This window comes from Pseudoalteromonas sp. QJM3NY_12 (genome assembly GCF_056173165.1).
The window spans coordinates 2,907,918-2,933,969 of the sequence record NZ_CM149661.1; the positions used below are offsets into that span (position 1 = coordinate 2,907,918).

At 40.4% G+C, this 26,052-nt stretch carries 22 protein-coding genes; 14 read left to right on the forward strand and 8 right to left on the reverse strand.

From position 1 onward, the window contains the following. Window positions 1-344: 344 nt before the first annotated feature. The 6 genes from lpdA to ampD form a co-directional block, all read right to left on the reverse strand. Window positions 345-1,772, reverse strand: coding sequence for a dihydrolipoyl dehydrogenase (gene lpdA / locus AC0VZ5_RS13610; RefSeq protein WP_008114944.1), 1,428 nt, complete (start codon window positions 1,770-1,772; stop codon window positions 345-347). 163 nt (window positions 1,773-1,935) lie between these two features. Further along, window positions 1,936-3,852: a pyruvate dehydrogenase complex dihydrolipoyllysine-residue acetyltransferase gene (gene aceF / locus AC0VZ5_RS13615; RefSeq protein ID WP_475473267.1), complete on the reverse strand. Its 1,917-nt coding sequence runs from the start codon at window positions 3,850-3,852 to the stop codon at window positions 1,936-1,938. 10 nt (window positions 3,853-3,862) lie between these two features. Continuing rightward, the gene (aceE, locus tag AC0VZ5_RS13620; RefSeq protein WP_475473268.1) at window positions 3,863-6,529 is read right to left on the reverse strand and encodes a pyruvate dehydrogenase (acetyl-transferring), homodimeric type; all 2,667 of its coding nucleotides are present in this window, start codon (window positions 6,527-6,529) and stop codon (window positions 3,863-3,865) included. 84 nt (window positions 6,530-6,613) lie between these two features. Further along, the gene (pdhR, locus tag AC0VZ5_RS13625; protein ID WP_138608204.1) at window positions 6,614-7,363 is read right to left on the reverse strand and encodes a pyruvate dehydrogenase complex transcriptional repressor PdhR; all 750 of its coding nucleotides are present in this window, start codon (window positions 7,361-7,363) and stop codon (window positions 6,614-6,616) included. Window positions 7,364-7,822: 459 nt separating this feature from the next. Next, a complete protein-coding gene (gene ampE, locus AC0VZ5_RS13630; protein ID WP_138609465.1) occupies window positions 7,823-8,674 on the reverse strand; it encodes a beta-lactamase regulator AmpE in 852 nt (283 codons plus the stop codon). A gap of 334 nt (window positions 8,675-9,008) precedes the next feature. Further along, window positions 9,009-9,554: a 1,6-anhydro-N-acetylmuramyl-L-alanine amidase AmpD gene (gene ampD / locus AC0VZ5_RS13635; protein ID WP_475473271.1), complete on the reverse strand. Its 546-nt coding sequence runs from the start codon at window positions 9,552-9,554 to the stop codon at window positions 9,009-9,011. A gap of 390 nt (window positions 9,555-9,944) precedes the next feature. Between ampD and nadC the strand changes: the two genes are divergently transcribed. The 7 genes from nadC (at window position 9,945) to yacG (ending at window position 17,005) form a co-directional block, all read left to right on the forward strand. Then, window positions 9,945-10,790 (forward strand): carboxylating nicotinate-nucleotide diphosphorylase, encoded by an 846-nt coding sequence (nadC, locus tag AC0VZ5_RS13640; protein ID WP_475473273.1) that lies wholly within the window; start codon window positions 9,945-9,947, stop codon window positions 10,788-10,790. A 536-nt stretch (window positions 10,791-11,326) separates the two neighbouring features. Beyond that, complete coding sequence (locus tag AC0VZ5_RS13645; RefSeq protein ID WP_198523708.1) at window positions 11,327-11,764, forward strand: pilin; 438 nt, start codon at window positions 11,327-11,329, stop codon at window positions 11,762-11,764. Between the two features lie 120 nt (window positions 11,765-11,884). Further along, on the forward strand, window positions 11,885-13,111 hold the full coding sequence (locus AC0VZ5_RS13650; RefSeq protein ID WP_198523709.1) for a type II secretion system F family protein: 1,227 nt from the start codon (window positions 11,885-11,887) through the stop codon (window positions 13,109-13,111). A gap of 242 nt (window positions 13,112-13,353) precedes the next feature. Then, window positions 13,354-14,265 (forward strand): prepilin peptidase, encoded by a 912-nt coding sequence (locus tag AC0VZ5_RS13655; RefSeq protein ID WP_475473275.1) that lies wholly within the window; start codon window positions 13,354-13,356, stop codon window positions 14,263-14,265. A 2-nt stretch (window positions 14,266-14,267) separates the two neighbouring features. Beyond that, window positions 14,268-14,897, forward strand: a complete 630-nt coding sequence (gene coaE / locus AC0VZ5_RS13660; protein WP_178956621.1) for a dephospho-CoA kinase — start codon at window positions 14,268-14,270, stop codon at window positions 14,895-14,897. A 135-nt stretch (window positions 14,898-15,032) separates the two neighbouring features. Further along, window positions 15,033-16,709 carry a type IV-A pilus assembly ATPase PilB gene (gene pilB / locus AC0VZ5_RS13665; RefSeq protein WP_178956622.1) on the forward strand — a complete coding sequence of 559 codons (1,677 nt, stop codon included), beginning with the start codon at window positions 15,033-15,035 and terminating at the stop codon, window positions 16,707-16,709. 65 nt (window positions 16,710-16,774) lie between these two features. Continuing rightward, the gene (gene yacG, locus AC0VZ5_RS13670; protein WP_055012427.1) at window positions 16,775-17,005 is read left to right on the forward strand and encodes a DNA gyrase inhibitor YacG; all 231 of its coding nucleotides are present in this window, start codon (window positions 16,775-16,777) and stop codon (window positions 17,003-17,005) included. A 59-nt stretch (window positions 17,006-17,064) separates the two neighbouring features. On the opposite strand, the gene AC0VZ5_RS13675 is transcribed toward yacG, so the two are convergent. Beyond that, the gene (locus tag AC0VZ5_RS13675; RefSeq protein ID WP_475473278.1) at window positions 17,065-17,553 is read right to left on the reverse strand and encodes a Spy/CpxP family protein refolding chaperone; all 489 of its coding nucleotides are present in this window, start codon (window positions 17,551-17,553) and stop codon (window positions 17,065-17,067) included. Window positions 17,554-17,719: 166 nt separating this feature from the next. Between AC0VZ5_RS13675 and AC0VZ5_RS13680 the strand changes: the two genes are divergently transcribed. The 3 genes from AC0VZ5_RS13680 to AC0VZ5_RS13690 are packed head-to-tail and all read left to right on the forward strand — an operon-like array spanning window position 17,720 to window position 20,748. Beyond that, window positions 17,720-18,409 (forward strand): response regulator, encoded by a 690-nt coding sequence (locus AC0VZ5_RS13680; protein ID WP_198523712.1) that lies wholly within the window; start codon window positions 17,720-17,722, stop codon window positions 18,407-18,409. Continuing rightward, a complete protein-coding gene (locus tag AC0VZ5_RS13685; RefSeq protein ID WP_475473280.1) occupies window positions 18,387-19,814 on the forward strand; it encodes an ATP-binding protein in 1,428 nt (475 codons plus the stop codon). The genes AC0VZ5_RS13680 and AC0VZ5_RS13685 overlap by 23 nt, the downstream gene beginning before the upstream one ends. Further along, the gene (locus AC0VZ5_RS13690; protein ID WP_475473282.1) at window positions 19,804-20,748 is read left to right on the forward strand and encodes an alpha/beta fold hydrolase; all 945 of its coding nucleotides are present in this window, start codon (window positions 19,804-19,806) and stop codon (window positions 20,746-20,748) included. The genes AC0VZ5_RS13685 and AC0VZ5_RS13690 overlap by 11 nt, the downstream gene beginning before the upstream one ends. Before the next feature lie 47 nt (window positions 20,749-20,795). Here AC0VZ5_RS13690 and AC0VZ5_RS13695 read toward each other — a convergent pair whose 3' ends face one another. Then, the gene (locus AC0VZ5_RS13695; RefSeq protein WP_475473284.1) at window positions 20,796-21,677 is read right to left on the reverse strand and encodes a cation diffusion facilitator family transporter; all 882 of its coding nucleotides are present in this window, start codon (window positions 21,675-21,677) and stop codon (window positions 20,796-20,798) included. A 105-nt stretch (window positions 21,678-21,782) separates the two neighbouring features. Between AC0VZ5_RS13695 and trmL the strand changes: the two genes are divergently transcribed. From trmL to AC0VZ5_RS13715, 4 genes are all read left to right on the forward strand, one after another. Beyond that, window positions 21,783-22,247 carry a tRNA (uridine(34)/cytosine(34)/5-carboxymethylaminomethyluridine(34)-2'-O)-methyltransferase TrmL gene (gene trmL, locus AC0VZ5_RS13700; RefSeq protein ID WP_178956626.1) on the forward strand — a complete coding sequence of 155 codons (465 nt, stop codon included), beginning with the start codon at window positions 21,783-21,785 and terminating at the stop codon, window positions 22,245-22,247. 435 nt (window positions 22,248-22,682) lie between these two features. Next, window positions 22,683-23,357 carry a TorF family putative porin gene (locus AC0VZ5_RS13705; RefSeq protein ID WP_138609609.1) on the forward strand — a complete coding sequence of 225 codons (675 nt, stop codon included), beginning with the start codon at window positions 22,683-22,685 and terminating at the stop codon, window positions 23,355-23,357. A gap of 9 nt (window positions 23,358-23,366) precedes the next feature. After that, the gene (locus AC0VZ5_RS13710; RefSeq protein WP_138609611.1) at window positions 23,367-24,092 is read left to right on the forward strand and encodes a substrate-binding periplasmic protein; all 726 of its coding nucleotides are present in this window, start codon (window positions 23,367-23,369) and stop codon (window positions 24,090-24,092) included. Window positions 24,093-24,101: 9 nt separating this feature from the next. Continuing rightward, window positions 24,102-25,589 carry a methyl-accepting chemotaxis protein gene (locus AC0VZ5_RS13715; RefSeq protein ID WP_138609613.1) on the forward strand — a complete coding sequence of 496 codons (1,488 nt, stop codon included), beginning with the start codon at window positions 24,102-24,104 and terminating at the stop codon, window positions 25,587-25,589. Window positions 25,590-26,052 lie beyond the last annotated feature (463 nt).

Genomic DNA, 26,052 nt, shown 5'->3' on the forward strand with positions numbered 1-26,052 from the left:
AGAAAATAGATATCTGCGGGCTGCGGGCTGCGGGCTGCGGGCTGCGGGCTGCGGGCTGCGGGCTGCGGGCTGCGGGCTGCGGGCTGCGGGCGCTAGTAAAATAAAATACCGAGCTTTTTGCAAGCATAACTTTTATGTTGCAGGCGTGAATTTATCTCGCGCAGGTTTAATTTAGGGTTTTAAGCCCGTTGCCCGACACTCGCAGCTCGACGTGCTTTAGTCTTTGTTTTTGCACCATAGAGACGCTGCGCTACACAGAACAATTTTTTGCTAAACGCTGAGGCTATAAAGACAAAAAACCCAAGCCGAGGCTTGGGTTTTTTATCGCGATTAACTAAAAGAAATTACTTCTTCTTTTTAACTGCTTTTTTGTTTGGTAAATCAGTGATTGAACCTTCAAAAATTTCAGCAGCAAGGCCGATTGATTCGTTCAATGTTGGGTGAGCATGAATTGTTAGCGCTAGGTCTTCACCATCTGCACCCATTTCAATACCTAGACCGATTTCGCCCAGCATTTCGCCTGCGTTAATACCAATCATAGCACCACCGATAATACGGCCGCTTTCTTTATCAAAAATAAGCTTAGTAGAACCTTCAGTACGTGAAGAAGCAATAGCACGACCCGATGCAGCCCAAGGGAATACAGCTGTTTCAATGCTTAAACCTTGCTCTTTCGCTTCTTTTTCAGTTACACCCGCCCATGCAATTTCAGGGTCAGTGTAAGCAATTGAAGGAATACACTTAGGATCAAAGTAATGTTTTTGACCAGAGATAACTTCTGCTGCAACATGACCTTCATGAACCGCTTTATGCGCAAGCATAGGCTGACCCACTAAGTCACCAATCGCAAAAATATGTTCTACGTTAGTACGTAATTGCTTATCAACGTTAATAAAACCACGCTCATCAACATTCACACCGGCTTTATCAGCGTCTAACATGTTACCATTTGGTGTACGACCTACAGCAACAAGTACTTTGTCGTAACGTACTGGCTCTGCCGGTGCATTTTTGCCTTCAAACGTAACATATAAACCGTCGTCTTTTGCTTCAACGCCAGTTACTTTAGTTGAAAGCATTACATTAAACTTGTCTTTAACATGCTTTTGGTAAATTTTAATGATGTCTTTATCAGCAGCAGGAACAAGTTGGTCTGCAAATTCTACAACATCAATTGCAGAACCTAGTGCACGGTAAACCGTACCCATTTCAAGACCGATAATGCCACCACCTAAAACAAGTAGCTTTTCAGGAACATCTTTAAGCTCTAGCGCGCCCGTTGAATCAATAACGCGATCATCCTCAGGGATGAAAGGTAAATTTACAGGTTTAGAACCCGCAGCAATAATTGCGTTATCAAAGGTAATGGTTGTTTTACCGTCAGCGCCTTCAACATCTAAAGTGTTGCTACCAGTAAATTTACCGTAACCAGATACAACTTTTACTTTACGCATTTTAGCCATGCCGTCTAAGCCACCTGTAAGCTGGCCAACAACAGAGTCTTTCCAAGAACGAACTTCATCTAAGTCAATTTTTGGTGCGCCAAAAGTAACGCCGTGAGATGACATTTCTGCAGCATCATCAATCACTTTAGCTACGTGTAAAAGTGCTTTAGAAGGAATACAACCAACATTAAGACATACACCGCCTAATGTCTCGCGAGATTCTACTAGTGTAACTTCTAAGCCCAAGTCAGCAGCGCGAAAAGCCGCAGAGTAACCACCAGGACCACCGCCTAGTACAACAACTTGAGTTTTTAATTCGTTGCTCATGCTATTACCTTTATTGTTTGAACGGGACACAGCCCCAAAATTTAACTGCCATGTTTCTGCAAGGCAGAAAAGGGCATTTGTGCAAATATTGTATCATTGCAAATGATAAAAATCCCAGCTAAAAACAACTGGCTGGGATTTGATTTTATTCACTCTGTAGTAATTACATCACTAACTGACGTATATCACTCATGTAACTTGCAAGAGTAACAGTAAAGCGTGCAGCAAGTGCACCGTCAATCACTCTATGGTCGTAAGACATTGAAAGTGGAACCATTAGCTTAGGCTCAAACTCTTTACCATTCCACTTAGGCTTCATTTCAGATTTTGACACACCTAAAATTGCCACCTCAGGCGCATTCACAATCGGCGTAAATGCCGTACCGCCAATGCCACCTAGGCTTGAAATAGTAAAACAACCACCTTGCATATCTGATGAACTTAACTTGCCATCACGCGCTTTAACAGATACTTCCATAAGCTCACGAGATAGTTCAATAATGCCTTTTTTATCAACATCTTTAAATACTGGTACAACTAAGCCATTTGGCGTATCAACCGCTACACCAATATTAATGTACTTTTTAAGGATTAAGCTTTCGCCATCCTCTGAAAGCGATGAGTTAAATGTAGGGAACTCAGCAAGCGCTTTAGCAGCTGCTTTCATTACAAATACTAATGGCGTAATTTTAACACCCAGCTTTTTCTTCTCGTTAAGGGTATTTTGCTCTTTACGGAACTGCTCAAGGCTCGTGATATCCGCTTCATCAAACTGGGTAACATGTGGGATTTGCACCCAGTTACGATGTAAGTTTTTACCTGACAGCTTTTGGATACGAGAGAGTTTTTTCTCTTCAATTTCACCAAACTTAGCAAAATCAACTTTTGGCCATGGAATTAAACCAAGCTCACCGCCACCCGCATTGCCTTTAGCTGCTGGTACTTGACCAGACTCAACTTGCTTAACCAGTTGCTTAACATAGTTTTGCACGTCTTCTTTAACAACACGGTTTTTACGGCCCGTGCCTTTAACGTTCGCAAGGTTAATACCAAACTCACGTGCTAAACGGCGAACCACTGGCGATGCATGTGCATAAGCGCTATTGTTTTCAAAGCTTTCAGAGCTTGCTTTAGCAGATGATGCCGCTGGTTTTGACTCAGCCTGAGCTGTCGGCTTAGATTCTGTTTTAGGCGCTGGTGCTGATTTTTCTGCAGGTGCTGCAGCTGGTGCACTACCCGCCACTTCAAATACAAAAATCAATGAGCCAGTTTTAACTTTATCGCCAGTCGCTACTTTAATCTCTTTAACAGTACCTGCAAACGGCGCCGGTACTTCCATAGCTGCTTTGTCGCCTTCAACGTTTAAGATAGATTGCTCTTCTTCTACGCTATCGCCAACCGCAACCATCACTTCTGTTACTTCAACTTCGTCATCACCAATATCAGGCACGCTAACTTCTTTAGTGCTTGATGCCGATGTTTGTTCAGCAGGCTTCTCTTGTGCTTTTGAATCAGCTGCAGGGGCACTTTGGTTATCACCACCTGACACTTCAAAAACAAATACTAATGAACCCGTTTTCACTTTGTCACCAGTATTTACTTTAATTTCTTTTACTGTACCGGCAAAGGGTGCTGGTACTTCCATTGCCGCTTTGTCGCCTTCAACGTTTAAGATAGACTGCTCTTCTTCTACGCTATCACCAACTGCAACCATAATTTCAGTTACTTCAACTTCGTCATCACCAATATCTGGCACAGTGACTTCTTTGGTTGATGAAGCCGATGAAGCAGCAGGTGCTGCTTCATCGGTTTTTTCAGCTTCTTTAGAGTCAGCAGCAGAATCTTGCGCTTCACCTTCAAAGATGAATACTAAAGTGCCTGTGGTAACAGTGTCACCCACATTTACTTTAATTTCTTTAACCGTACCGGCTTGTTCAGCAGGTACTTCCATCGCAGCTTTATCACCTTCAACACTTAATAGTGATTGGTCAACTTCAACTTTATCGCCAACGCTCACTAGTATTTCGGTTACTTCTACTTCATCGCCACCGATATCAGGTACTTTAATTTCAATACTCATTGCAAACCTCTTATGCGTACAGTGGATTTAGTTTGTTAGTGTCGATGTTGAATTTTTTAATTGTTTCAACAACCACTGACTTTTCAACTTCACCACGTTTAGCAAGTTCAGATAATGTCGCAACTACCACGTAGCTTGCGTTAACTTCAAAGTGACGACGTAGGTTTTCACGGCTGTCTGAACGACCGTAACCATCTGTACCCAATACTTTGTAGTTATTGCTTGGAATAAATGAACGCGCTTGTTCTGCGTAGTTTTTCATGTAATCCGTTGCAGCAACAGTTACTGAATCGTTTAATACGCTAGTGATGTATGGCGTTTTTTGCTCGCTTTCTGGGTTAAGCATGTTGAAACGTTCAACATCTTGCCCATCACGGGTAAGTTCATTGAATGAAGTTACTGAGTAAACATCAGACGCAATACCAAACTCTTCGCTTAAAATTGCCGCAGCTTTACGCACTTCAGTCATGATAGTACCTGAGCTTAATAGCTGTACGTTGGCTTTTTTACCTTCGTAGCTTTCTAGCTTGTAAATACCTTTACGAATACCTTCTTCAGCGCCTTCTGGCATTGCTGGCTGATGGTAGTTTTCGTTCATTAGCGTTAGATAGTAGTAAATATTTTCTTGCTCTTCACCGTACATACGACGAATACCGTCTTGCACGATAACCGCTACTTCAAATGCATAAGTAGGATCGTAAGAAATACAGTTAGGTACTGTGTTTGCAAGAATGTGGCTGTGGCCATCTTCATGTTGTAAGCCTTCGCCATTTAGCGTTGTACGACCCGCTGTAGCACCTAATAAGAAACCACGTGCTTGTTGATCCCCTGCCATCCATGCCATGTCACCAACACGTTGGAAACCAAACATAGAGTAGTAAATATAGAATGGGATCATCGGTAAGTCGTTGGTGCTGTAAGATGTTGCAGCAGCAACCCATGACGACATTGCACCTAGCTCGTTAATCCCTTCTTGTAATACCTGTCCTGAGGTTGCTTCTTTGTAGTAAGAAACAATATCACGGTCTTGAGGGGTGTAATTTTGGCCATGTGGGTTGTAAATACCGATTTGACGGAATAAACCTTCCATACCAAAAGTACGTGCTTCATCGGCAATAATTGGCACAATATTTTTACCAATACCTTTATCTTTTAATAAGATATTAAGTGCACGCACAAAGCCCATAGTGGTTGAAATATCACGCTTTTGCTCTTCAAGTAACGGCTTGAACGCATCTACTTCTGGTAACTGTAACTTTTCAGAGAACTTAGCGATACGTGTTGGCGTGTAACCTTGTAGAGCCTCACGACGCGCATGAAGATACTTGTACTCTGGAGAATCTTTTTCAAGCTCTAAGTATGGTAGCTCTTTCAATTGCTCTTCAGATACTAAATCATCTAAGCCTAAACGTGAGCGTAAGTGAGCCACATGCGACATATCCATTTTCTTAACTTGGTGCGCAATGTTTTTACCTTCAGCCGCTTCACCCATGCCGTAACCTTTTACTGTTTTAGCAAGGATTACTGTTGGACGACCTTTCGTTTCTTCTGCTTTTTTAAATGCAGCAAACAGTTTTGAAGGCTCATGACCACCGCGCTTAAGGGCGAAAATTTCTTCATCTGTCATATCAGCAACAAGTGCTGCTGTTTCTGGGTAACGACCAAAGAAATGTTCACGTACGTACGCGCCATCTTTTGCTTTATATGTTTGGTAATCACCATCAACAGTTTCGTTCATTAACTGTAGTAATTTACCTGTGGTGTCTTTAGCAAGCAGAATATCCCAACCGCTGCCCCAAACGAGTTTAATAACATTCCAGCCAGCGCCTTTAAATAGGCCTTCTAGCTCTTGAATGATTTTACCGTTACCCATTACTGGGCCATCTAAGCGCTGTAGGTTACAGTTAATCAAGTAACATAGGTTATCTAGCTTTTCACGGGCAGCAAAAGAAATAGCACCACGTGATTCTGGCTCATCCATTTCACCATCACCTAAAAACGCATATACACGTTGGTTTTTAGTGTCTTTTAAGCCACGGCCATCTAAGTATTTTAAGAAGCGCGCTTGGTAAATTGAAGAAATTGGACCTAAACCCATAGATACCGTTGGGAACTGCCAAAACTCAGGCATTAATTTAGGATGAGGGTAAGAAGGTAGGCCTTTACCATCTACTTCCTGACGGAAATTATCAAGCTGTTCAGCACTTAAACGCCCTTCAACAAATGCACGCGCATAAATACCCGGAGAAATATGACCTTGGTAATAGACTAAATCGCCGCCATCAACATCATTTGGCGCTTTAAAGAAATGATTAAAGCACACTTCATAAAATGCAGCAGACGATTGGTAAGACGCCATATGGCCGCCTAAGTCGAGATCTTTTTTCGATGCACGCAATACAATCATAATCGCGTTCCAGCGAATAATTGAACGAATACGGCGCTCAAGATTTACATCACCAGGGTAAGCAGGTTCTTGATCAACCGGAATCGTATTAACGTAGTTTGTGTTAATGCCTGTTGGCATATCAACACCGTCTAAACGGGCTTGCTCTAACACTTGCTCAAGTAAAAACTGAGCTCGTTCAACACCTTCTTCGCGCACAACCGATTCAAGAGCTTGTAACCACTCTTGTGTTTCTAGCGCGTCTACGTCAATTTTATTGACTTCAGACATATGGAGGTTTCCTTATGTTTAAAATACTAATTTTATGTATTGAATACTTCACTGTTAACTCAAGTTAACAGTAAATGTACTTGCTTAATTTTGTTTGGTGCGTCTTAAACTACGTTCAATTCGCGAATGCTCTTTACCCGCTTCAAGCAATGCTTCTTCAATATAGGCTAAATGCGCATTACTCGCTAAGCGAGCTTGTTCAGGATTACCGTCAATCACTGCATCCATTAATAAACGCCTGTGCTCAGCTAATTGGCTGCTTATATCTGACTTTTTAAGTAACACCGTTAAATTTTGTAAAACATTCTGCTCAAGTAAGCTTTGCATCCCTCTTACTAAGTGCAGTAACACTACGTTATGAGACGCCTCAGCGATGCAAAAATGAAAGTCATTAATCGCTTTGGCTTTTTGCTTTAATTCATCTTTAGCTAATGCAATCTGCTCAAAGCTCTGTTTTACTTTTGCAAAATCGTTGCTTGTTCCGCGAAGTGCTGCGTAATAAGCCGCAATTCCCTCTAGCGCATGACGAAATTCTAATAAATCAAATTGCGATTCGGGGTGTTTACTGATCAAATCAAACAACGGATCAGTCAGCCCCTCTTCCAATTGATTTTTTACATACGTTCCACCACCTTGACGACGGGTTACGAGCCCTTTTGCCTCAAGCTTTTGAATGGCTTCACGCAACGACGGACGCGACACTTCAAATTGCTTAGCGAGTTCACGCTCCGGTGGTAACTTTTCTCCTGGTGCTAACGACCCCTCAAGAATCATGTTCTCAAGTTGTTGTAAAATAACATCAGATAATTTTGCCGCTTTAATTTTTAAAGACATCAATCAACGTCCGCGTTGTATAAGTGCTAGCAGCCCATTAAATAAGGCTTTTAACTGAATGACCTGACCAAAAGGTAAATTGGTCATACCAAATTTTGCCATACGTTATCAAAAACCGTAATTACTGTCAATTTACAGCAGTTTTAAAGCCCTAAGGCCAGCGTAACGTAATTTAAACAAAGTTCAAATAATACACAGATCACAGAGGATAAAGAAAGGTTAATAATATGAAAAACAAATGGTCAGACCAGCTGGGGTTCGGGGTTCGGGGTTCGGCACTAGGATAAAGCGTAGCGCCTTTTGCAAACATGCTTTTATATTGTAGGCGGGAGTTTACCTCGCGCATGTTTAAGCTCTAGGCTAGAGATTTTAGCCCGTAACTCGTAGCCCGCCAACATCAAGCTAAACACAGTGCTTGGCTTAATTTCTACCTAACACCTATGACCTAACCCCTAGTCTTTAACTTAAACCACCAAATAAAGTCATTAAGGCAATTAACACTAAGTAAAAAAGTACATTACGCTTGACCAGTTTGATCATGCAGGTGGCTTCAAAGGTGCAGCCGTAATAACGCTTTTCAACTTGTTCGGCGGCCAATGCCGTATAAGTAACCACCTTGCGATTTGGGCTTGAAAAGTCAAATACGAAGCGCAGCCAGCAACTAGTGCCTTTGTTAAAGTTACCAATCACTAAATAACCAAAGCTAGTAATACGTGCAGGTAACCAGTCTAACCAAAACAGCAAGCGGTGAATGAGCTTAAAATGCTTGGCAATGACTTCATCACGGTTACCACTCACTAAGTCAGCAAAGGTACGTACTAATGCATAAAAAACAGCACCGGCAACACCCAATATCACAAACCAAAATATAACCGCACAATAAAACCGGAAATTAACCCACGCTAATGTTTGGCCTAAGGTTTCACCACCTTGCTGCTCCTCTGTGCGCTTTTGCCCCAATTGCAAAGCATATAAAGTGGCGGCAGTTTGGTCACCTCGAGTTAATGCATTGAGGTACGACTTATATAAGGCACGCTGTTTAGCACAACCGAAGCACACCAATAACACCGCTACATTAAAAACCAGCTGCCACAATGCAAAATCAGATAAAAAAAACAAACAAGCAACCGCAATCACCGGCAGCAATAACCAAATTAAAAACCCAGAAGCCGTGCCAAATAAACCTTTATTCGTTAATAAATTAACACTGCGATTTAAGTAGCTGTTGGCATAATGGCTTATTTGCCAATGCGCAGAGCGAGCCCCTAAACGCTCAAGTATCAGTGCTATTATTATTGAAACCAAAATCATGTAGTTACTCGCTTAATTTAGGGTCTGTTGACCTTTGCGGATTATAATTTGTTCAAACTAGGGGCGATTTAATCGCGGCGCGAGGTTTGTAACCTAGTGGGCTAAGTCAAAACCGAGCAAAGCTTCCGCGTCCTGCTCACGCCCCTTACCTACATCCATGTAGGCAACAAAGAGTAAATCGTCCCTAGGCAGAACCCGAAGGGCAGCGCCTGTTTGGCATTGATGCTACGTTATCGCCTATTTATGGGGAATAACCACACCACATAGGCGCTGCCTTGCCTAAATACCAAACAGACTGCTGCAAATTTAACCTTGAAAGGTCAACAGACCCTAGTTATTTAATTAGGTTAAAAAACTTACGCCAGTTAAAACTCGCTCCGGGGTCAGTTTTTCGCCCAGGGGCAATATCGCAATGCCCCACTATATTACTGGCAGTTATTTTTGGGTAGCGCTGCATAATAGCCTGCGCCAATGCAGCTAAACTTTGATATTGACCATCGGTATAGTTAGTTGTATCTGTGCCCTCAAGCTCTATACCTATACTAAAATCATTACAATTTTGTTGCCCAGCCAAGCAGGAACGCCCCGCGTGCCATGCACGTTTTTCAAAAGGCACATATTGTATAACTTCGCCACAGCGCTTAATAAAACAATGCGCTGATACCCTAAGTCCTGCTAAATCACTGAAGCTAGAATGTGCATTGCAATCAATATTCCCCATAAATAAATCATCAACGTAGGGGGTGTTAAACTCCCCTGCTGGTAATGAAATATTATGAATAACCAGCAGCGAAATATCGCTGTGAGCAGGTCGCTCGTCAAAGTGGCTACACGCACGCTGGGTAATATTATTTATAACGCCTAAAGAATCTATTTTCATACTATTTGATTTAAACTTATATGCCCGATGTCAAATGCTCTTTGAGTAAAATGGTAGGGATTGGTGTCAAGTCCGTTGCCCGTTGCCCGTTGCCCGTTGCCCGTTGCCGAAAAATTTAAAACACTATTGTAAATATATTCAACACAGTGTTTGCTCAAAATAGCAGCTTGAGATAGATTTATTATCTAGCGCTCAGATTAATCAACCAAAATTGATGTATATCAAGATGCTAATAGATTTAATCCCATAAAGATAGCGTAATACTAAACGATAAAATATGATTAACGCGTTATTTAAGCGCTGGCTTTTTAGTTTAGTTGTTAGCGGCTTCTATTTAGTAATTAAACAGAGTAAAATTTAGTTAATTAATTATCTACTATGAGCTTTTTCATGTCTATTTCGCATACCCTAATTAGCCAACTTGTTACCTTAGCACTGGATGAAGACCTAAATAACCAAAGCGCAGAACAAGGCGATATTACCGCACAGCTTATTCCTCAAGCAGAGCAAGCCAATGCGAAAGTGATCACCCGTGAAGACTGCATTTTTTGTGGTAAAGACCTTATTATTGAAGTATTTAAACAAGTTGACCCAAGTGTAGTTGTAAACATATACGTGAACGACGGCGACTTAGTTAGTGCCAATAGCACCCTATTTACTGCATCAGGCTCTGCGCGCGCTATTTTAACGGCTGAGCGAACTGCACTTAATTTTGTACAAACGCTTTCAGGAACAGCCACCACCACCGCGCATTATGTAAAAGAGCTAAGTGGCACTAGCACGCAACTACTCGATACCCGTAAAACCATTCCGGGGCTAAGAGCATTGCAAAAATATGCAGTGAAGTGTGGCGGCGGTGCAAACCACCGAATTGGATTGTTTGATGCGTTTTTAATTAAAGAAAACCACATAGCAGCCTGCGGAGGAATTAATAACGCAGTAGCTCAAGCTAAGCTAAATCATGCCGATAAACCTATAGAGGTTGAGGTTGAATCGTTTGATGAGCTAGAGCAAGCCATTGACGCAGGCGCCGACATTATAATGCTAGATAATTTTAATCCTGAGCAAATACGCCAAGCGGTTACCATTACAAATAAGCGCGCTAAATTAGAAGTATCAGGCAATATGACCTTGGAAACGCTCAAAGCCTACTCACAAGCTGGGGTCGACTTTATCTCAAGTGGAGCGCTTACAAAAAATTTACAATCAATCGATTTATCGATGCGATTTGAATAAATAATGTAAAAACTATTTATAGTTTCTTGCGCTAATTGATTGACAGCTTTTAAAAAAGAGCATTAAATAATCCTAAAGGACTATTTGTAACAAGTTATTAAATAAAGGCGTTTTTTATAAAGTTTTTAAATACAAAAGCGCAATAAACAGTGTTAGACTCATTCATATTGACTAGTTTTAAATACTTAATTAGTTAAAAAGAATGGAGAAGCATTTGTAAGGGACAGAATAAAAATAAACGACAAGGTTTATTTTTATAATTAACTTGTAACTTAAGCGGGTTATAACTAACTTTTAATGGTTGGGTTTATACTCAAATAAGGGACGAGAAACGAATAACCGCCATGCTGTGCATTACTTTTGGGTCATTGCTTTAAGGTAATAATTTTAAAATAGTGATTACCAATGGTGCTAAAATGCCACTTGGCAAAAATGATTTTATTTTTTGTAGTAACAGGTTAAGTAAACAACATAAGTTATATTTATAATTTATACCCGTTTGGCTTACCGCAACATTATCCTTTAGGAGAGGAAACATGCAAACAATGACACAACAAAACCAAAAGGGTTTCACCCTAATTGAATTAATGATTGTAGTAGCAATCATCGGTATTTTAGCAGCAGTTGCACTGCCTGCTTATCAGGATTATACAATTCGCTCTAGAGTTGCAGAACCTGTTTCTCTAATGTCAGCAGCAAAGGCAACTGTATCAGAGAATATTGTAACATCAAATGCAATTGCTGCTGGTAGTTGTTTAGGCGTAAGCACCATAGCAGCAGCTGATGCGACGACTAATACAGCAACTCTATCATGCGCAGATGCAACAGGTGTAATCACCGTAACTTCTACAACTCAGGCTGGCGGAGTAAGTATATCTGCTACTCCAAGTTTAAACGCTGGTAGTATTTCATGGGTATGTGCTGTAGGAGATGCAGCTAATAATAAGTATGTACCTTCAGAGTGCCGTATTTAAAGCTTTTAAAGAGCAGGTTTCTTCTGCTCTTTTAGCTTAAACTTATCTAAACTGGAATATACAGAAAATTAGAAAATAAGGCAGCGACATGCTGCCTTTTTGAGTTTCGGGTTAAAATATATGGCTAAACAACAAGAAAAAGGTTTGGATACTTTTCAATGGATTGGTGTAAGTGCTCGTGGTAAAAGACTTGAAGGAGAGCTAACCGGATCAAGTATCGCTCTAGTTAAAGCCCAGCTGCGCAAGCAAGGCATTACCCCTTCAAAAGTAAAACGAAAAGCCAAGCCGTTATTTGGTTTACAAAGCGTGCAAAAAATTACCCCAAAAGATATTGCGTTAGTCACCCGGCAAATAGCCACTATGCTGATGGCCGGTGTGCCGCTAATTCAATCCATTGAAATGATAGCTTCTGGTTCATCCAATAAAAGCGTTAGTAAACTTATGAGCGCTATTGGCGGGGAAGTGAAAGCAGGATTGCCACTTTCTAACGCACTTAGGAAATACCCTCGTTATTTTGATGATTTATATTGCGATTTAGTAGCCTCTGGCGAACAGTCAGGGTCTTTAGATAAAATATTTGACCGCGTAGCCCTATATAAAGAAAAGTCAGAAGCGCTAAAATCAAAAATTAAAAAAGCCATGTTTTACCCCGCAGCAGTGTTGGTTGTGGCGTTTATTGTTACCTCAATATTGCTGATATTTGTAGTACCACAGTTTCAAGAGATATTTGCCGGCTTTGGTGCCGAACTACCTGCTTTTACTTTATTTGTAATTGCTATTTCTGAATTTATGCAAGAGTACTGGTGGATAGCCCTTATTGGCGTTGTGGCTTTTGGTTATATATTCAAAGAGGCACACTTAAGAAGCTTAAAGTTGCGTGATGCCACCGATCGCGCCATACTGAAGCTTCCGGTTGTCGGCATGATTTTAAATAAAGCGGCCGTGGCACGTTATGCGCGGACTTTATCGACCACTTTTGCTGCGGGTGTACCATTGGTGGATGCTTTGGATTCTGCAGCAGGTGCCTCAGGTAACGCAGTTTACCGGTATGCTATTTTAGAAATAAAAGCCGAGGTAAGCTCAGGCAATCAAATGAACTGGGCGATGCGTAACTCTAAAATATTCCCCGATATGGTAATACAAATGGTTGCCATTGGTGAAGAATCAGGATCGCTTGATGGTATGCTAGCTAAAGTCGCCACTATTTACGAGCAAGAAGTGGATGACGCAGTAGATGGCCTATCTAGCTTACTTGAGCCATTAATTATGGCGGTGTTAGGCGTATTAGTTGGCGGCTTAATTGTGGCCATGTATTTACCTATTTTCCAACTAGGCTCAGTTGTGTAGACAGGTTTTAGTCGCGGAATTCGAGGCTCGCCGCCCGTTACCCGTAACCTTAACAACCTCTAAAAGCGAAGCGTCTCTTAACCTCTTTGTGAATAATGACCTTACGCGGCATAAAGCCCCGCCTACAGAACAATTAAAACGCGGTGATTCCCCACATCTCGTTGCCCGTTGCTTGAACCTAATTTTGCACTTATATAAAACCACTGTATTATCAACACAGAATTTAGTTTTAGGTAAAATAAATGCAAAGTCTTTTTATTGATATCAGCAACGCGATGCAGGCTAACTTATGGTTTTATTTGACCACGGTTGGCCTAGTGAGTTTATGTATCGGCAGCTTTTTAAATGTGGTGATATATCGCTTGCCAGTAATGATGCAAAAAGAATGGCAAACTGAGTGCCGCCTATTATTAGCCGATGAACTAACCAGCCCAAAGACTGAACAGACCACCTCACAAAATACTGACACGTTTAATTTACTTAAGCCCAACTCATGTTGTCCTAAGTGCAAAGCAGCCATTAAACCATGGCAAAACATTCCTATATTTAGTTGGTTATTTTTAAAAGGTAAATGCGCAACCTGTAATAACCCAATATCAGTGCGTTACCCAATCGTTGAAGCCATTACCGCTATTTTAAGCCTAGTTGTTGCTTACACTTTTGGCGCAACTGAGCAGGCTTTATTGTACATTGTAGTGACTTGGGCATTGGTAGCACTGACTTTTATTGATATTGATCACATGCTACTGCCAGATCAGCTTACTTTGCCGCTTTTATGGCTAGCATTAATCGCATCAGTTATGGGTTATACCATAGCCCCTAGCGATGCTATTATTGGTGCAGCATGTGGTTATTTAAGCTTGTGGAGTGTGTTTTGGCTGTTTAAGCTAATTACTGGCAAAGAAGGTATGGGTTATGGCGACTTTAAATTACTGGCTGTATTTGGCGCACTGCTAGGTTGGCAATCGTTATTGACCATTATTTTACTCTCAAGCGTGGTAGGCGCAGTAATAGGCATTGCCCTGCTGAGTATTCAAGGTAAAGACAAAGCAACGCCTATTCCTTTTGGTCCTTATTTAGCAATAGCCGGTTGGATAACTATGCTGTGGGGTACACAACTACAAAACAGCTATTTTAATTTTATTGGTTACTAACTATGAGTAATACACAACACCATAAAAATAACTGGGTGCTGGGCCTAACCGGTGGGATTGGCTGTGGTAAAACCGCAGTTAGCGATATGTTGGCAGAGCTAGGCATTACTATTGTTGATGCTGATATTGTAGCTCGCCAAGTGGTTGAACCTGGCTCAGAAGGACTTAATGCCATTGTTAAGCATTTTGGCTCTGACATACTCGATGAACATGGCGCATTAAACCGTAGCGAGCTAAGAGCACGTATTTTTAGTAACCCTGAGCAAAAAACATGGCTCAATGCGCTGTTGCATCCTTTAATACGCACTCAGCTTATTATTGATTTAAAAAACGCGCAAAGCGACTATGTGGTTTTAGTTGCCCCGCTATTATTTGAAAATGAGCTTGATCGCTACTGTAATCGTACTTTACTAATTGATGTACCAGTAGAAATACAAATTACCCGCACCACAAAACGTGACAATATTAGCTCTGAACAAGCAAAACAAATTATTGACGCACAGATGTCTCGTGAGCATAAACAACAAAAAGCGGATGATATTTTAAATAATAACCGCGATTTAAACGATGTAAAACAAGACTTACTTAGGCTACATAGTTATTATTTACAGCAAGCAAAGTCTACAATATAAAGTGACTGACCCAATCACAGCGCAATAAACTGATATTTTTTATCGGTAAATTATCTGCTGCATTGGTACGATTAATGTATTCCTTTCTTTTTTCTGATAAATTGCTGAGTAAAGAAGGATTAAATCAGGTGCGCAATGAATATTAACTCACCGTTACTAAGAAAATTTATTACCCTCGGCCGTGTCGATACCGATACCGTAAAAGCCAGGCAGCAAGACTTTGCGTCAACCGCAGAACTTATTTCTAAATGCGGAAAAATAGATAGCAACGATTTAGCTGAGCAATGTATTGATTTGTTTAGAGTACCTTTTTTTGATTTAAAAGATTTTAATGTTGCACAAATTCCTGCCGAGCTAGTTAAAGAAAAGCTGATCCGTAAGCATCATATTTTACCTTTGGTACAAAAAGGCAGAAAAGTATATATTGCCGCTTCAGATCCTACCGATTACGGCGCTTTTGAAAACTTTGAATTTAGCACCGGTTTATCGTGTGAAGTGGTGGTAGTTGACTACATTCAACTCGATAATAAAATTGAGCAACTACTGGATGCTGCAGGTAGCTTAAATTTAAGTGAGGATGAATTTAAAGAGTTTGCTGAACTAGATTCTGAGCCACAAAAAGACCATACGCCAAAAGACGATGACAAAGACGACGCCCCTATTATTGTCTACATTAATAAAATTTTAATGGACGCAATAAAAAAAGGCGCTTCGGATCTTCACTTTGAACCTTATGAACATAAATACCGTATTCGCTTTCGTATCGACGGAATTTTACATGAGGTAGCCAGCCCGCCAAACACCTTGGCCAGTAAGCTATCTGCCCGTATAAAAGTTATGTCGCGCCTTGATATCGCTGAAAAACGTAAGCCACAAGATGGCCGTATAAAACTCAAAGTGACAGAACGTAAAAGTATTGATTTTCGTGTTAGTACCATGCCTACCTTATGGGGCGAAAAAATTGTAATGCGTATCCTCGATTCATCAAGTGCCATGTTAGGTATTGATGTATTAGGTTATGAACCTGAGCAGAAAAAACTCTACCTCGATGCATTAGAGCAACCACAAGGGATGATTTTAGTTACCGGTCCAACTGGCTCAGGTAAAACCGTCTCCCTGTATACGGGTTTAAATATACTCAATCAGCCAGAGCGTAACATCAGTACCGCCGAAGATCCGGTAGAAATTAACCTCGAAGGGGTTAATCAGGTACAAATAAACATTAAAGCCGACATGACCTTTGCTAATGCTTTACGAGCGTTCTTACGCCAAGATCCCGATGTAGTAATGGTAGGTGAGATACGAGATTTAGAAACCGCTGAAATATCAATTAAAGCGGCACAAACCGGTCACTTAGTACTATCAACGCTACATACTAACTCTGCACCTGAAACCATAACTCGTTTATTAAACATGGGCGTACCCGCGTATAATGTGGCCAGTTCAATTAGCTTAATAATCGCTCAGCGATTAGCGCGCCGATTATGCTCTAAATGTAAAACACCAGAGCAGTTACCCCGTGAAGAGCTTATTCGCCAAGGCTTTAGTGAACAACAAATACAGGATATGGTTTTGTATGCCCCTAAAGGCTGTGAAAGCTGTACTGAGGGCTATAAAGGCCGTGTTGGTATTTACGAGGTTATGAAAATCACCCCCGAAATAGCGCAAATTATAATGCGTGGTGGTAACTCATTAGAAATTGCTGAGGTATCACTTAAAGCAGGGTATAACAATTTGCGTTTATCAGGTATTCGTAAAGCAGCAGAGGGTGTGACCTCGCTGGCTGAGATAAACCGCGTTACTAGTTTTTAAATAAAATGCTTAGTTGCTTAACGATAAATTGAGCAGCCAAGCCTATATTAATTTGAGAGTAAATTATGCCAACTATGGTTAACTGCCCAACCTGCAAAGTAAAAGTAGAATGGTCAGCACAAAGTCCGCACCGCCCTTTTTGTTCAAAGCGTTGCCAACTTATTGACTTAGGTGAGTGGTCGTTTGAAAATAATAAAATTTCAGCACCCATCACCTCTGCAGATGAGTTAAATCAAGACATGATTGAAGACATTGAAGCAATGATGGCAAAAAATGAAGATGACTTTTTTAAATAATCACTCGTGTAATATAAAAAAGCCAGCATTTAGCTGGCTTTTTGCTTTGTGTTAAAACGCTATGCTTTATGCTTGCGGTGCTTTTTGGTCATTCGCTGCTGAATTTTAGCTAACTTCTCTTTTTGCTCAGCGTTAAGTAGTTGCATTACTTGATGCTGGGTTTTTAATTTAATTAACCCCAATTGCTGTTTCTTATCTTGGCGTGCAGTTAATAACTCTTTCGCTGCATTTTCGTCAAAATTTGGCGCTGACAATAACGTATCCATTTGTTCTTTATAGGCTTGGCGCTGTGCCTGGCGCGCGTCTTTGTCTTGGCTTCTTAGCGCTTTAATTTGCGTTTTTTGCGCTGTAAAAATCGCTTTTAGTTGTGTCTGTTGCTCTTGCGTAAGTGCCAGCTTATCTGCTGCTCGCTCAGAGAGTAAAAAGCGCGCCTGAGAGTGACCTTGTTTATAGCCATCGCCTTTTGCAAATACGCTGCCCGTAGTGAGCGTTGCCGCTGTTAAACCGCAAATGAGTACTAATTTTGATAACGTGTTTACTTTAGTCATAATCATCACCTTAATATTGGATTGGTTGTTGGCTGCTAACCAGTATGTTCACTATAACTGGTTCAATGAAAAGTAACGCAAAGCAGTGTAAAGGTTATGTAAAGACTAACTATTGATACATTAAACGCGTAAAATAAAACCATTAACAGCTCGTAAGGCTTTATATATGAAACTATTAATGATTGATGATGACACCGGTTTATGCGAATTATTAAGCGAATACCTAAGTGCACAAGGCTTTAGCATTCAAACCGCACATGATGGTCAACAAGGCTTAGAGCTTGCCTTGCAAAACGATTACGCGCTTATATTACTAGACGTCATGTTGCCCTCTATAGATGGCTTTGAAGTACTGAAACAACTCAGGCAAAGTAAATTAACACCGGTGATTATGCTGACCGCTAAAGGAGAAGACTTTGACCGTATTTTTGGTTTAGAACTCGGCGCTGACGACTACATACCAAAGCCTTTTAATCACAGAGAACTACTAGCCCGCGTAAAAGCAATTACTCGCCGCATTGAACATATTAATAGTGTAAGTAATAACACTAATAAAAAGCTCTCTTTAAATGGTATTACTATTAATTTTGCTGCGCGAGAGGCCAGTATTAATAACATCCCCCTCACATTAACGGGCACCGAATACGAAATACTCGCTTTATTGATAAAACACGCGCCTGATGTAATTAGCAAAGAGCAAATAAGCGAAGATGTATTAGGCAGACGTTTAGCATCTTTTGACCGCTCTATAGATATGCATGTGAGTAATATTCGTAAAAAAATAGCCGAGCATATTGAGGGCGATAAAATTAAAACAATGAGAGGAGCGGGATATGTCTTCATCCAAGGAGAATAAAGCTCTGCGCTTTAGTTGGCTACGCCACCCACGACATTATCTGTTTTTTAAAGTGTTTACGTGGTTTTGGCTGACCATTATTGGCACTTTTACAGCGCTCTTTTTCTTGAGTAATATTTCACTAATAAACGCCATTAGCCATGATCCACTACAAGGACCGATGCAAAAAAATCTAGAATATTTGGCACGAGGTATCGAGCGTAGCGCACATAAACACAAGCGCTCTATTAATGACATTATTACTCATCCGCGTTTAACGAAACGTAAGTTGCTTTATTTAAATTCACAAAATAGCGATGAAGTGTTGATCAGTAAAAATGTTGAGAACAATATTGATTTAAGCTTACTTAACTTTAGTAAGGGCATGCCACCACAGGTTATTTTTACTGAATATTACCAAGCTTTTGGCCCTGTGCGTATTCGGGTTCCTGAAGGGGAATTTGAGTTATATGAAATCGATATCAATCAGCAGCGACCGCTCTTTATTCGCTTAAGATTATTACCCGTTTGGTTAAAAATTACCATGGCAATTATTGCCTCGCTTACGCTTAGCTTTTTATTTAGCCGTAACTTAATTGCCCCTATAAATAGCTTAAAACAAGCCGCTATCAGGCTCTCAAACGGCGATTTAAGTGCGCGTGCAACAATAAATAGTCAGCGAAAAGATGAACTTGGAGTTTTAGGGCGCGACTTTAACCGGATGGCCGATCAACTAGAGCAACTGCTTAGCGCTCAAAAACGTTTATTAGCCGATATATCCCATGAATTACGCTCCCCGCTAACCCGTTTAAAAATGGCTACAGGACTTGCACAAATGCAGGCAAGTGAGGCAAATCAATCTTATTTGTTGCGTATTGAAAAAGAAGCTAACCAACTGGATAAAATGATAGCCGATGTATTGCAGATATCGCGCTTAGAAGCCAATAGCCAACCTTTATCGCTGCAAACACAGTCGCTGCAAGTGATTGTTGACCATGTAATAAACGATGCTCAGTTTGAAGCAAAACAGCACAATAAAACCTTAATTGTACATGGTAATGTTGAAGTAAATATAGAGTGCGACGAAATGTTGATTGCCAGTGCCTTAGAGAACATTCTGCGCAACGCCATTAAATATGCACAACATACTATTAGTATTAGCTTAAAACACAGTGATACCATATACATACAAATATGTGATGACGGCCCAGGCGTACCTAAAGCGCAACTCGATAAGTTGTGTGAACCGTTTTTTAGGCAATCAGATGCCCGCGACCGACACAGTGGGGGGACAGGGTTAGGGTTAGCCATTGCAAAAAATGCGGTAATAGCGCATGGCGGAAATTTAGTTTTATCAAACAAAGGCGCTGGCGGATTATGCGTTGAAGTAAGCTTACCAATACAAAAGAGAGACCATGTTTTATAGCACTGAAAGCGAGCTTGAAAATAACCTGTCTGCAATTACTGAGTTTTATACTTATACGCTTAAAAAAGCGTATTTAAACACAGCAGCTGGGGAGTTATTTTATGCTTATGCCAAGCCTAAAAATGCTCATACAGCTATTGTTATTAGTTCAGGGCGTATTGAAGGACTCGATAAATACAAAGAGCTACTTTGGGAGCTTTATTGTAATAATTTTGCTGTGTTTATTGTTGATCACCAAGGCCAGGGGCGCTCTTATCGGTTATTAAAAAACCCCCACAAAGGCTACGTAAAACAATTTGAAGATTACAGTCACGATCTTAACCAGTTTAATAAAAAAGTGGTGCAGCAGCACTGGCAAGGTAAAAAACTACTACTTAGCCATTCAATGGGCGGCGCCATTGCGTTTGATTACTTAGCACGCTATTCACATGATTTTAGTGGAGCGTTTTTATCGGCGCCCATGTTTGATATTTATACCAAAGGAATACCCAAACCAATTGCACAGTTTATCGCTGCGAGTGCATCATTGTTAGGTTTCTCAGGATGTTATGCACTAGGGCAAAGCGATTATTCAGCTGAAGAGTTTGCGCTTAATACTTTAACCAGTAGTCAAATACGTTACGAGCAATTTAGGGCAACTTATCAGCAAACCCCACTATTACAATTAGGTGGTGTGACTTATGGTTGGCTGCATACCGTTTTTTCGTTCATTAAAGCACTCGATAAGCTATCTATAACCACCCCACTATTTATAGCCAGCGCAGAAAATGATGAAGTGGTTGATAATCAAGCCCAACATAAGCTCGCAAGTAGGCATAAAAATACTCTAATCAAGCAGTTTAAAGGAGCTAAGCACGAGCTGTTTTTTGAACGTGATGATATCCGCCAATCACTGCTAACTAGCCTGTATAAATTTTGCGAGTCTGTAAATTAACCTCAATTATAGATAATAAATCTATCTCAAGCAGAGTTCAGATTAGGTTAACGACTGAGCGAGAGCGGATCTAGATGAATCAATATATCCACTTGTGATTCAAACTGCTGAGTGATCATGGCTTCCACTTCGTCTGCTACTTTATGGGCGCGAATAAGTGGTAAATTATCATCAAGCTCTAAATGCAGCTGAATAAACTTAACTTTACCACCTTGACGAGTACGAATACCGTGCACCCCATAAACGTCATTATGATTACGGGCTATTTCAAAAATACTTTGCTTTTCTTCATCGGGTAGCTCTTTATCCATTAAGTGTGAGGCACTCTCGGTTGCTATATCCCAGCTGTTATAAAGTAAATATCCTGCCACACCTATGGCAAATAACGGATCAGCATACAGCACCCCATAATAAGCAAGTAAAATAGCAAGTAGCACCGCTGCATTTAAAATTAAATCGCCTTTGTAGTGCACAGAATCTGCTTTTATAGCGATTGATTCTGTATGCTTTACGACTTTATTTTGCACATACACAATCACTAATGTACACACTATGGCAAAAATACTCACCCATACACCTAATAATGAATGCGTCAGCTCTACGGGGTTAATGAGACGCTCAATACCATGAAACGCCAATAAACAACCCGAGCCTGCAATAAAAGCGGCCTGCCCTAACCCTGCAAGCGCCTCTGCTTTACCGTGGCCAAATCGGTGGTCGTCATCCGCAGGACGCAGTGCATACGATAAAACCAAAAAGCTCATTAGTGTTGCTGTGATATCCATTAATGAGTCGGTTAATGAGCCAAGCATTGACGCAGAACCCGACGCTAGCCACGCCCATGCCTTGGTCGCAATCATTAGGCTGACCATAACCATGGTCACTATGCTAGAGGCTTTAACCCAAAATTCATAACTGCGATTATGCACGTATCTTTCCGCTGTAAGCTGTATTTAATGTTTTCAGTATATCATTTTTTATTCATTGTTCGTGTATACTGAGCTCGTCAAATTAAAGATTTTATAGGGCTTATTGTGCTGGATATTGTTTTATACCAACCTGAAATTCCGCCTAACACCGGGAATATCATTCGTTTATGTGCCAATACAGGCTTTGCACTTCATTTAATTGAACCATTGGGGTTTGAGTGGGATGACAAACGTGTAAAACGCGCTGGCCTTGATTATCACGAATTTAGCCATGTGCAACGCCATGCTTCATTTGAAGCTTACTTAGAAAAGTGCCAGCCTAAAAAAGTGTATGCGTGCACTACTAAAGGTAGTCAATTTCATCACCAAGCACAGTATGAAGCGGGTGACTGTTTGGTATTTGGTCCTGAGACTCGAGGTTTGCCTGATGAAATGATCCAAGCATTACCCAATGAGCAACGTGTTCGTATTCCTATGCAAGCCGATAGTCGCAGTATGAACCTATCTAATGCAGTAGCTGTGTTTGTGTATGAATCTTGGCGCCAACTTGGTTTTCCTAACGCCCAATAAATTAAACTGGCGTTTAAATTTAGTAACTTTAAGCGCCACTAAGTATTAGGATCTGTTGACCTTTCAAGGTTGAATTTGCAGCATTCTGCTTGGTATTTAGGCAAGGCAGAGCCTAGGTGGTGTGGTATTCCCCACAAATAGGCGATAACGCAGCATCAATAACAAACAGGCGCTGCCCAAAGGGTTCTGCCTAGAGACGATTTACTCTTTTTTGCTCGGTTTTTACTCATTCTTACATGGATGTAAGCCAGTAGAATAACGCAGGAGCAGTTATCGAGCCCACTAGGTTACAAACCTCGCGCCGCGATTAAACCGCTCCTATTTTGAACAAATTTTAATCCACAAAGGTCAACAGACCCTTATCACTGACTATTTTTCAAAATCTATAAACTTGTACTAAGCTAATAATAATATTCCTTTTTAAAACGTTAAATTATGAAAAAATTATTACTTAGCTCATTCCTACTTTGCTCAACTTCATCACTTGCGGCAACTTCGGCAACAGTAACTGTTGTTTCTGATTATTTATTCAATGGTGTTAGCCAAACTCAAGAGGACCCCGCCCTACAGGCTAGTTTTGACTGGGCTGGAGACACTGGTTTTTATGCTGGTGTTTGGGGTTCAAATGTCGACTTTGGAGAAGGTACAGACATAGAAGCAGACGGTTATTTAGGTTATTTTACTAGCCTAAACGATTCTATAAACCTTGACGTAGGCATAGCTCAATACACCTACCATGGCGAGGACTTTAGCTCAGACTATAACTATGCTGAAGCGTACGCTAAGTTCAATTATGGTAATACTAATCTAAACTTCTGGCATGCATGGGATTACTTTGGTACGGGTGCTGGTCACAGCATTGTAATGATCACGCACAACTTTCCCATTAATGATGCTTTTTCGATTGATATAGGTGCCGACTACTCACTCAGCCATGATGACGACAAATGGCAGTGGGAAGCTGATGATGATAACTATATTCATTGGCGTGTTGGTGCTAATTACACTATCAACGACTGGAACTTATCGGCCAGCTATGAAGACACAGACTTAGACACCTATGGTGACTCGACTATACTTCTTTCAGTATCAAGAACATTTAACTTTTAAGGTTACGCTATGAAAACATTATTACTATTAATATTATTAGGTTTTTCAAACTTAGTCTGTGCCGATACCGTTTACTTAACGTCATTAGCTTGGCCGCCTTATGCTGATAAATCACTCGATCAACAAGGTGCATCTGTTGCTGTAGCAAAAGCCGCATTTAAAGCTGAAGGGCACGAGCTTGTTGTAGACTTTTTCCCATGGTCTCGCGCAGTTAATTCTGCAGCTCAAGCAAATTCAAAGTATGTTGGTTATTTTCCTGAGTATATGCATGACACGTCTGATTTTGTATTTTCAAATCCAACAGGTACAGGTCCACTTGGGTTAGTACAAAACAATGTAAAACCTATCACTTTCTCTACTACCAGTGATTTAGCTGGTAAGCGTATAGGTGTGGTGCAAGATTATGTAAATACTAAAGAGCTTGACGATATGATTGCCGCAGGTTCGATAAAGGGTGATGCAGTCCCCTCCGATGTACTAAATATCAAAAAAGTTGCAGCTGGTAGAATTGATGCAGCAGTTATTGATGCCAATGTGCTTAATTATTTACTAAGTACTGATAAATCACTGGCAAGCATGAAAAGTAAAGTATCAATGAATGAAACATTACTTGAAGATAAAAGCCTTTATATTGCATTTAGAAACGATGCCGAAGGAAAAAAATGGCAACAAATCTACAACTCAGGGTTAGAGAAGATAGATGTTAATGCAATAATGTCAAACTACTTAAAGTAAGGACATCCTTTGACCCGTTCAATTTTATTTAGGCTTGTAGTTACCACGTTGAGCGCTATGATATTGGTGCTGTTGTGCTTTGGAATTTATGATTATACCACCCAAAGTAAGCAACTAAAGCAAAAACTTGATACTGAGATTAGCCTAGCTAAGGAACGTATTGGTTTATCGTTACCCAATGCAATGTGGAACTTTCAAGACGAGCTCGCAAATAAGTTAATAAAAGCTGAAGTAGCTTCTGATAATATTTCTAAAATAACAATTTATGATACTAATGAGCAAGTTTTTGCAGAAACAGACGGTGTAAAAACACAGTCTGTTATACAAAGTGAACTTATTTATGATGATTCAGGCACCCCTAATAAAGTCGGCTCAGTGAGTCTTTACGTTGAATACAGTCATATTGATAAAGTATTAACTGAATTGGCGATATTTTTAGTCATTGAGATGCTGTTGCTTGCCAGTATTTTGGGAGCTGTTTTAGTTTATATTTTTAAAAAACTAGTTGCGCAGCCTCTATCTGAGGTAGCAGAAAAAATGGCAATGATAGCCAGTGGTGATGGCGACCTAACACAAGAAATCGTTGTTAGACGCGATGACGAAATAGGTCAACTGGCAGCCTCTTTTAATAAGTTTGAGCATAAAATTGCAGCGCTTATAAATGGTTTTAAATTGTCGGTAGATGATTCGCTTAGTGTTGCAGGTAATATCTCATCACTAAGCGCAGAAGGCGTGCACTATTTATCCACACAACAGGTAGAAACAGACCAAATAGCGACAGCTATTACACAAATGGCTTCCTCTGCAACCGAAATAGAAAATAATGCAAAGCATACTTTGAACTCTGCAGAAACTGCAAATATTGATGCACAAAAAGTTCATGAAGCTTTTTTAAACTCTATTAACTCTATTGAAAGTTTAGTCGGTCAACTTGATGAATCATCTAGAGTAATAGGTACTTTAGAAGAATCTGTTCAGGATATTGTATCAGTACTTGACGTTATTCAGGCTATCGCAGAACAAACAAACCTACTGGCATTAAACGCCGCTATTGAAGCAGCTCGAGCAGGTGAGCAAGGGCGAGGGTTTGCCGTAGTTGCTGATGAAGTACGTTCTTTGGCAAGTAGAACACAAAAAAGCACAGCGGAGATCCATACTACCATTGAAAATTTGCAAAAAGGCTCTCAATCTGCAGTAAATGTCATGCAACTTAGTAAAAATATGAGTCAAGACAGTATGAGTGCCGCAACTGCAGCGAGCGAGCTGATTGCAAATATTTCTGACGCAATTGGATCAATTACCCAAATGTCGAGCCATATTTCAAGTGCAGTTACCGAGCAAAGCACCGTTGCTGAGGACTTAAGTAAAAATATTAATGAAGTGGTATCGGCTGGACAAAGTAGTATGGCTAAAATTGAACAAGTTCAAACTTACTCTCGGGATATGCAAGAGCTAGCGGCACAATTAAAAGATTCTGCCCGTGTTTTTAAAACGTAACCTAAAACTGAGACAAGTAGACTGTTGAAAGTTGTATTTATTCAAGATCTAGTGACATTTAAAGGTTAAGTTTACAGCTGCATGTTTGATCTTGAGGTAAGATTGAGTCTATGTAGTGTGGTTGGCCATAAATAGACGCAGCAGTTATTGATGCTAATGCATTAAAGTACTTACTGAGCACAGATAAATCCCTTACCAGCATTGCAAGTAAAGTTGCGATGAACGCAAATTTACTTGAAGAGAAAAAACTATATATTGCGTTTAGAAACGATGCAGAAGGACAAAAATGGCAACAAATTTATAATCAAGGTTTAGCCAAAATAAACGTCAATCAAATAATGACAAACTACTCTAATTAAGCGTATATGTTGTAATAGCTTTATTAAAGCAACCTTAAGATTAGCATATTTGCCAATACCTTAAGGTTGCTCACTATGAATAACACTTAAGGTAGGCAATAATT

Coding starts and splice junctions, on each gene's coding strand:
- lpdA (WP_008114944.1), bottom strand. CDS start 1,772: ATGAGCAACGAATTAAAAACTCAAGTTGTTGTACTAGGCGGTGGTCCT.
- aceF (WP_475473267.1), bottom strand. CDS start 3,852: ATGAGTATTGAAATTAAAGTACCTGATATCGGTGGCGATGAAGTAGAA.
- aceE (WP_475473268.1), bottom strand. CDS start 6,529: ATGTCTGAAGTCAATAAAATTGACGTAGACGCGCTAGAAACACAAGAG.
- pdhR (WP_138608204.1), bottom strand. CDS start 7,363: ATGTCTTTAAAAATTAAAGCGGCAAAATTATCTGATGTTATTTTACAA.
- ampE (WP_138609465.1), bottom strand. CDS start 8,674: ATGATTTTGGTTTCAATAATAATAGCACTGATACTTGAGCGTTTAGGG.
- ampD (WP_475473271.1), bottom strand. CDS start 9,554: ATGAAAATAGATTCTTTAGGCGTTATAAATAATATTACCCAGCGTGCG.
- nadC (WP_475473273.1), top strand. CDS start 9,945: ATGTCTATTTCGCATACCCTAATTAGCCAACTTGTTACCTTAGCACTG.
- AC0VZ5_RS13645 (WP_198523708.1), top strand. CDS start 11,327: ATGCAAACAATGACACAACAAAACCAAAAGGGTTTCACCCTAATTGAA.
- AC0VZ5_RS13650 (WP_198523709.1), top strand. CDS start 11,885: ATGGCTAAACAACAAGAAAAAGGTTTGGATACTTTTCAATGGATTGGT.
- AC0VZ5_RS13655 (WP_475473275.1), top strand. CDS start 13,354: ATGCAAAGTCTTTTTATTGATATCAGCAACGCGATGCAGGCTAACTTA.
- coaE (WP_178956621.1), top strand. CDS start 14,268: ATGAGTAATACACAACACCATAAAAATAACTGGGTGCTGGGCCTAACC.
- pilB (WP_178956622.1), top strand. CDS start 15,033: ATGAATATTAACTCACCGTTACTAAGAAAATTTATTACCCTCGGCCGT.
- yacG (WP_055012427.1), top strand. CDS start 16,775: ATGCCAACTATGGTTAACTGCCCAACCTGCAAAGTAAAAGTAGAATGG.
- AC0VZ5_RS13675 (WP_475473278.1), bottom strand. CDS start 17,553: ATGACTAAAGTAAACACGTTATCAAAATTAGTACTCATTTGCGGTTTA.
- AC0VZ5_RS13680 (WP_198523712.1), top strand. CDS start 17,720: ATGAAACTATTAATGATTGATGATGACACCGGTTTATGCGAATTATTA.
- AC0VZ5_RS13685 (WP_475473280.1), top strand. CDS start 18,387: ATGTCTTCATCCAAGGAGAATAAAGCTCTGCGCTTTAGTTGGCTACGC.
- AC0VZ5_RS13690 (WP_475473282.1), top strand. CDS start 19,804: ATGTTTTATAGCACTGAAAGCGAGCTTGAAAATAACCTGTCTGCAATT.
- AC0VZ5_RS13705 (WP_138609609.1), top strand. CDS start 22,683: ATGAAAAAATTATTACTTAGCTCATTCCTACTTTGCTCAACTTCATCA.
- AC0VZ5_RS13710 (WP_138609611.1), top strand. CDS start 23,367: ATGAAAACATTATTACTATTAATATTATTAGGTTTTTCAAACTTAGTC.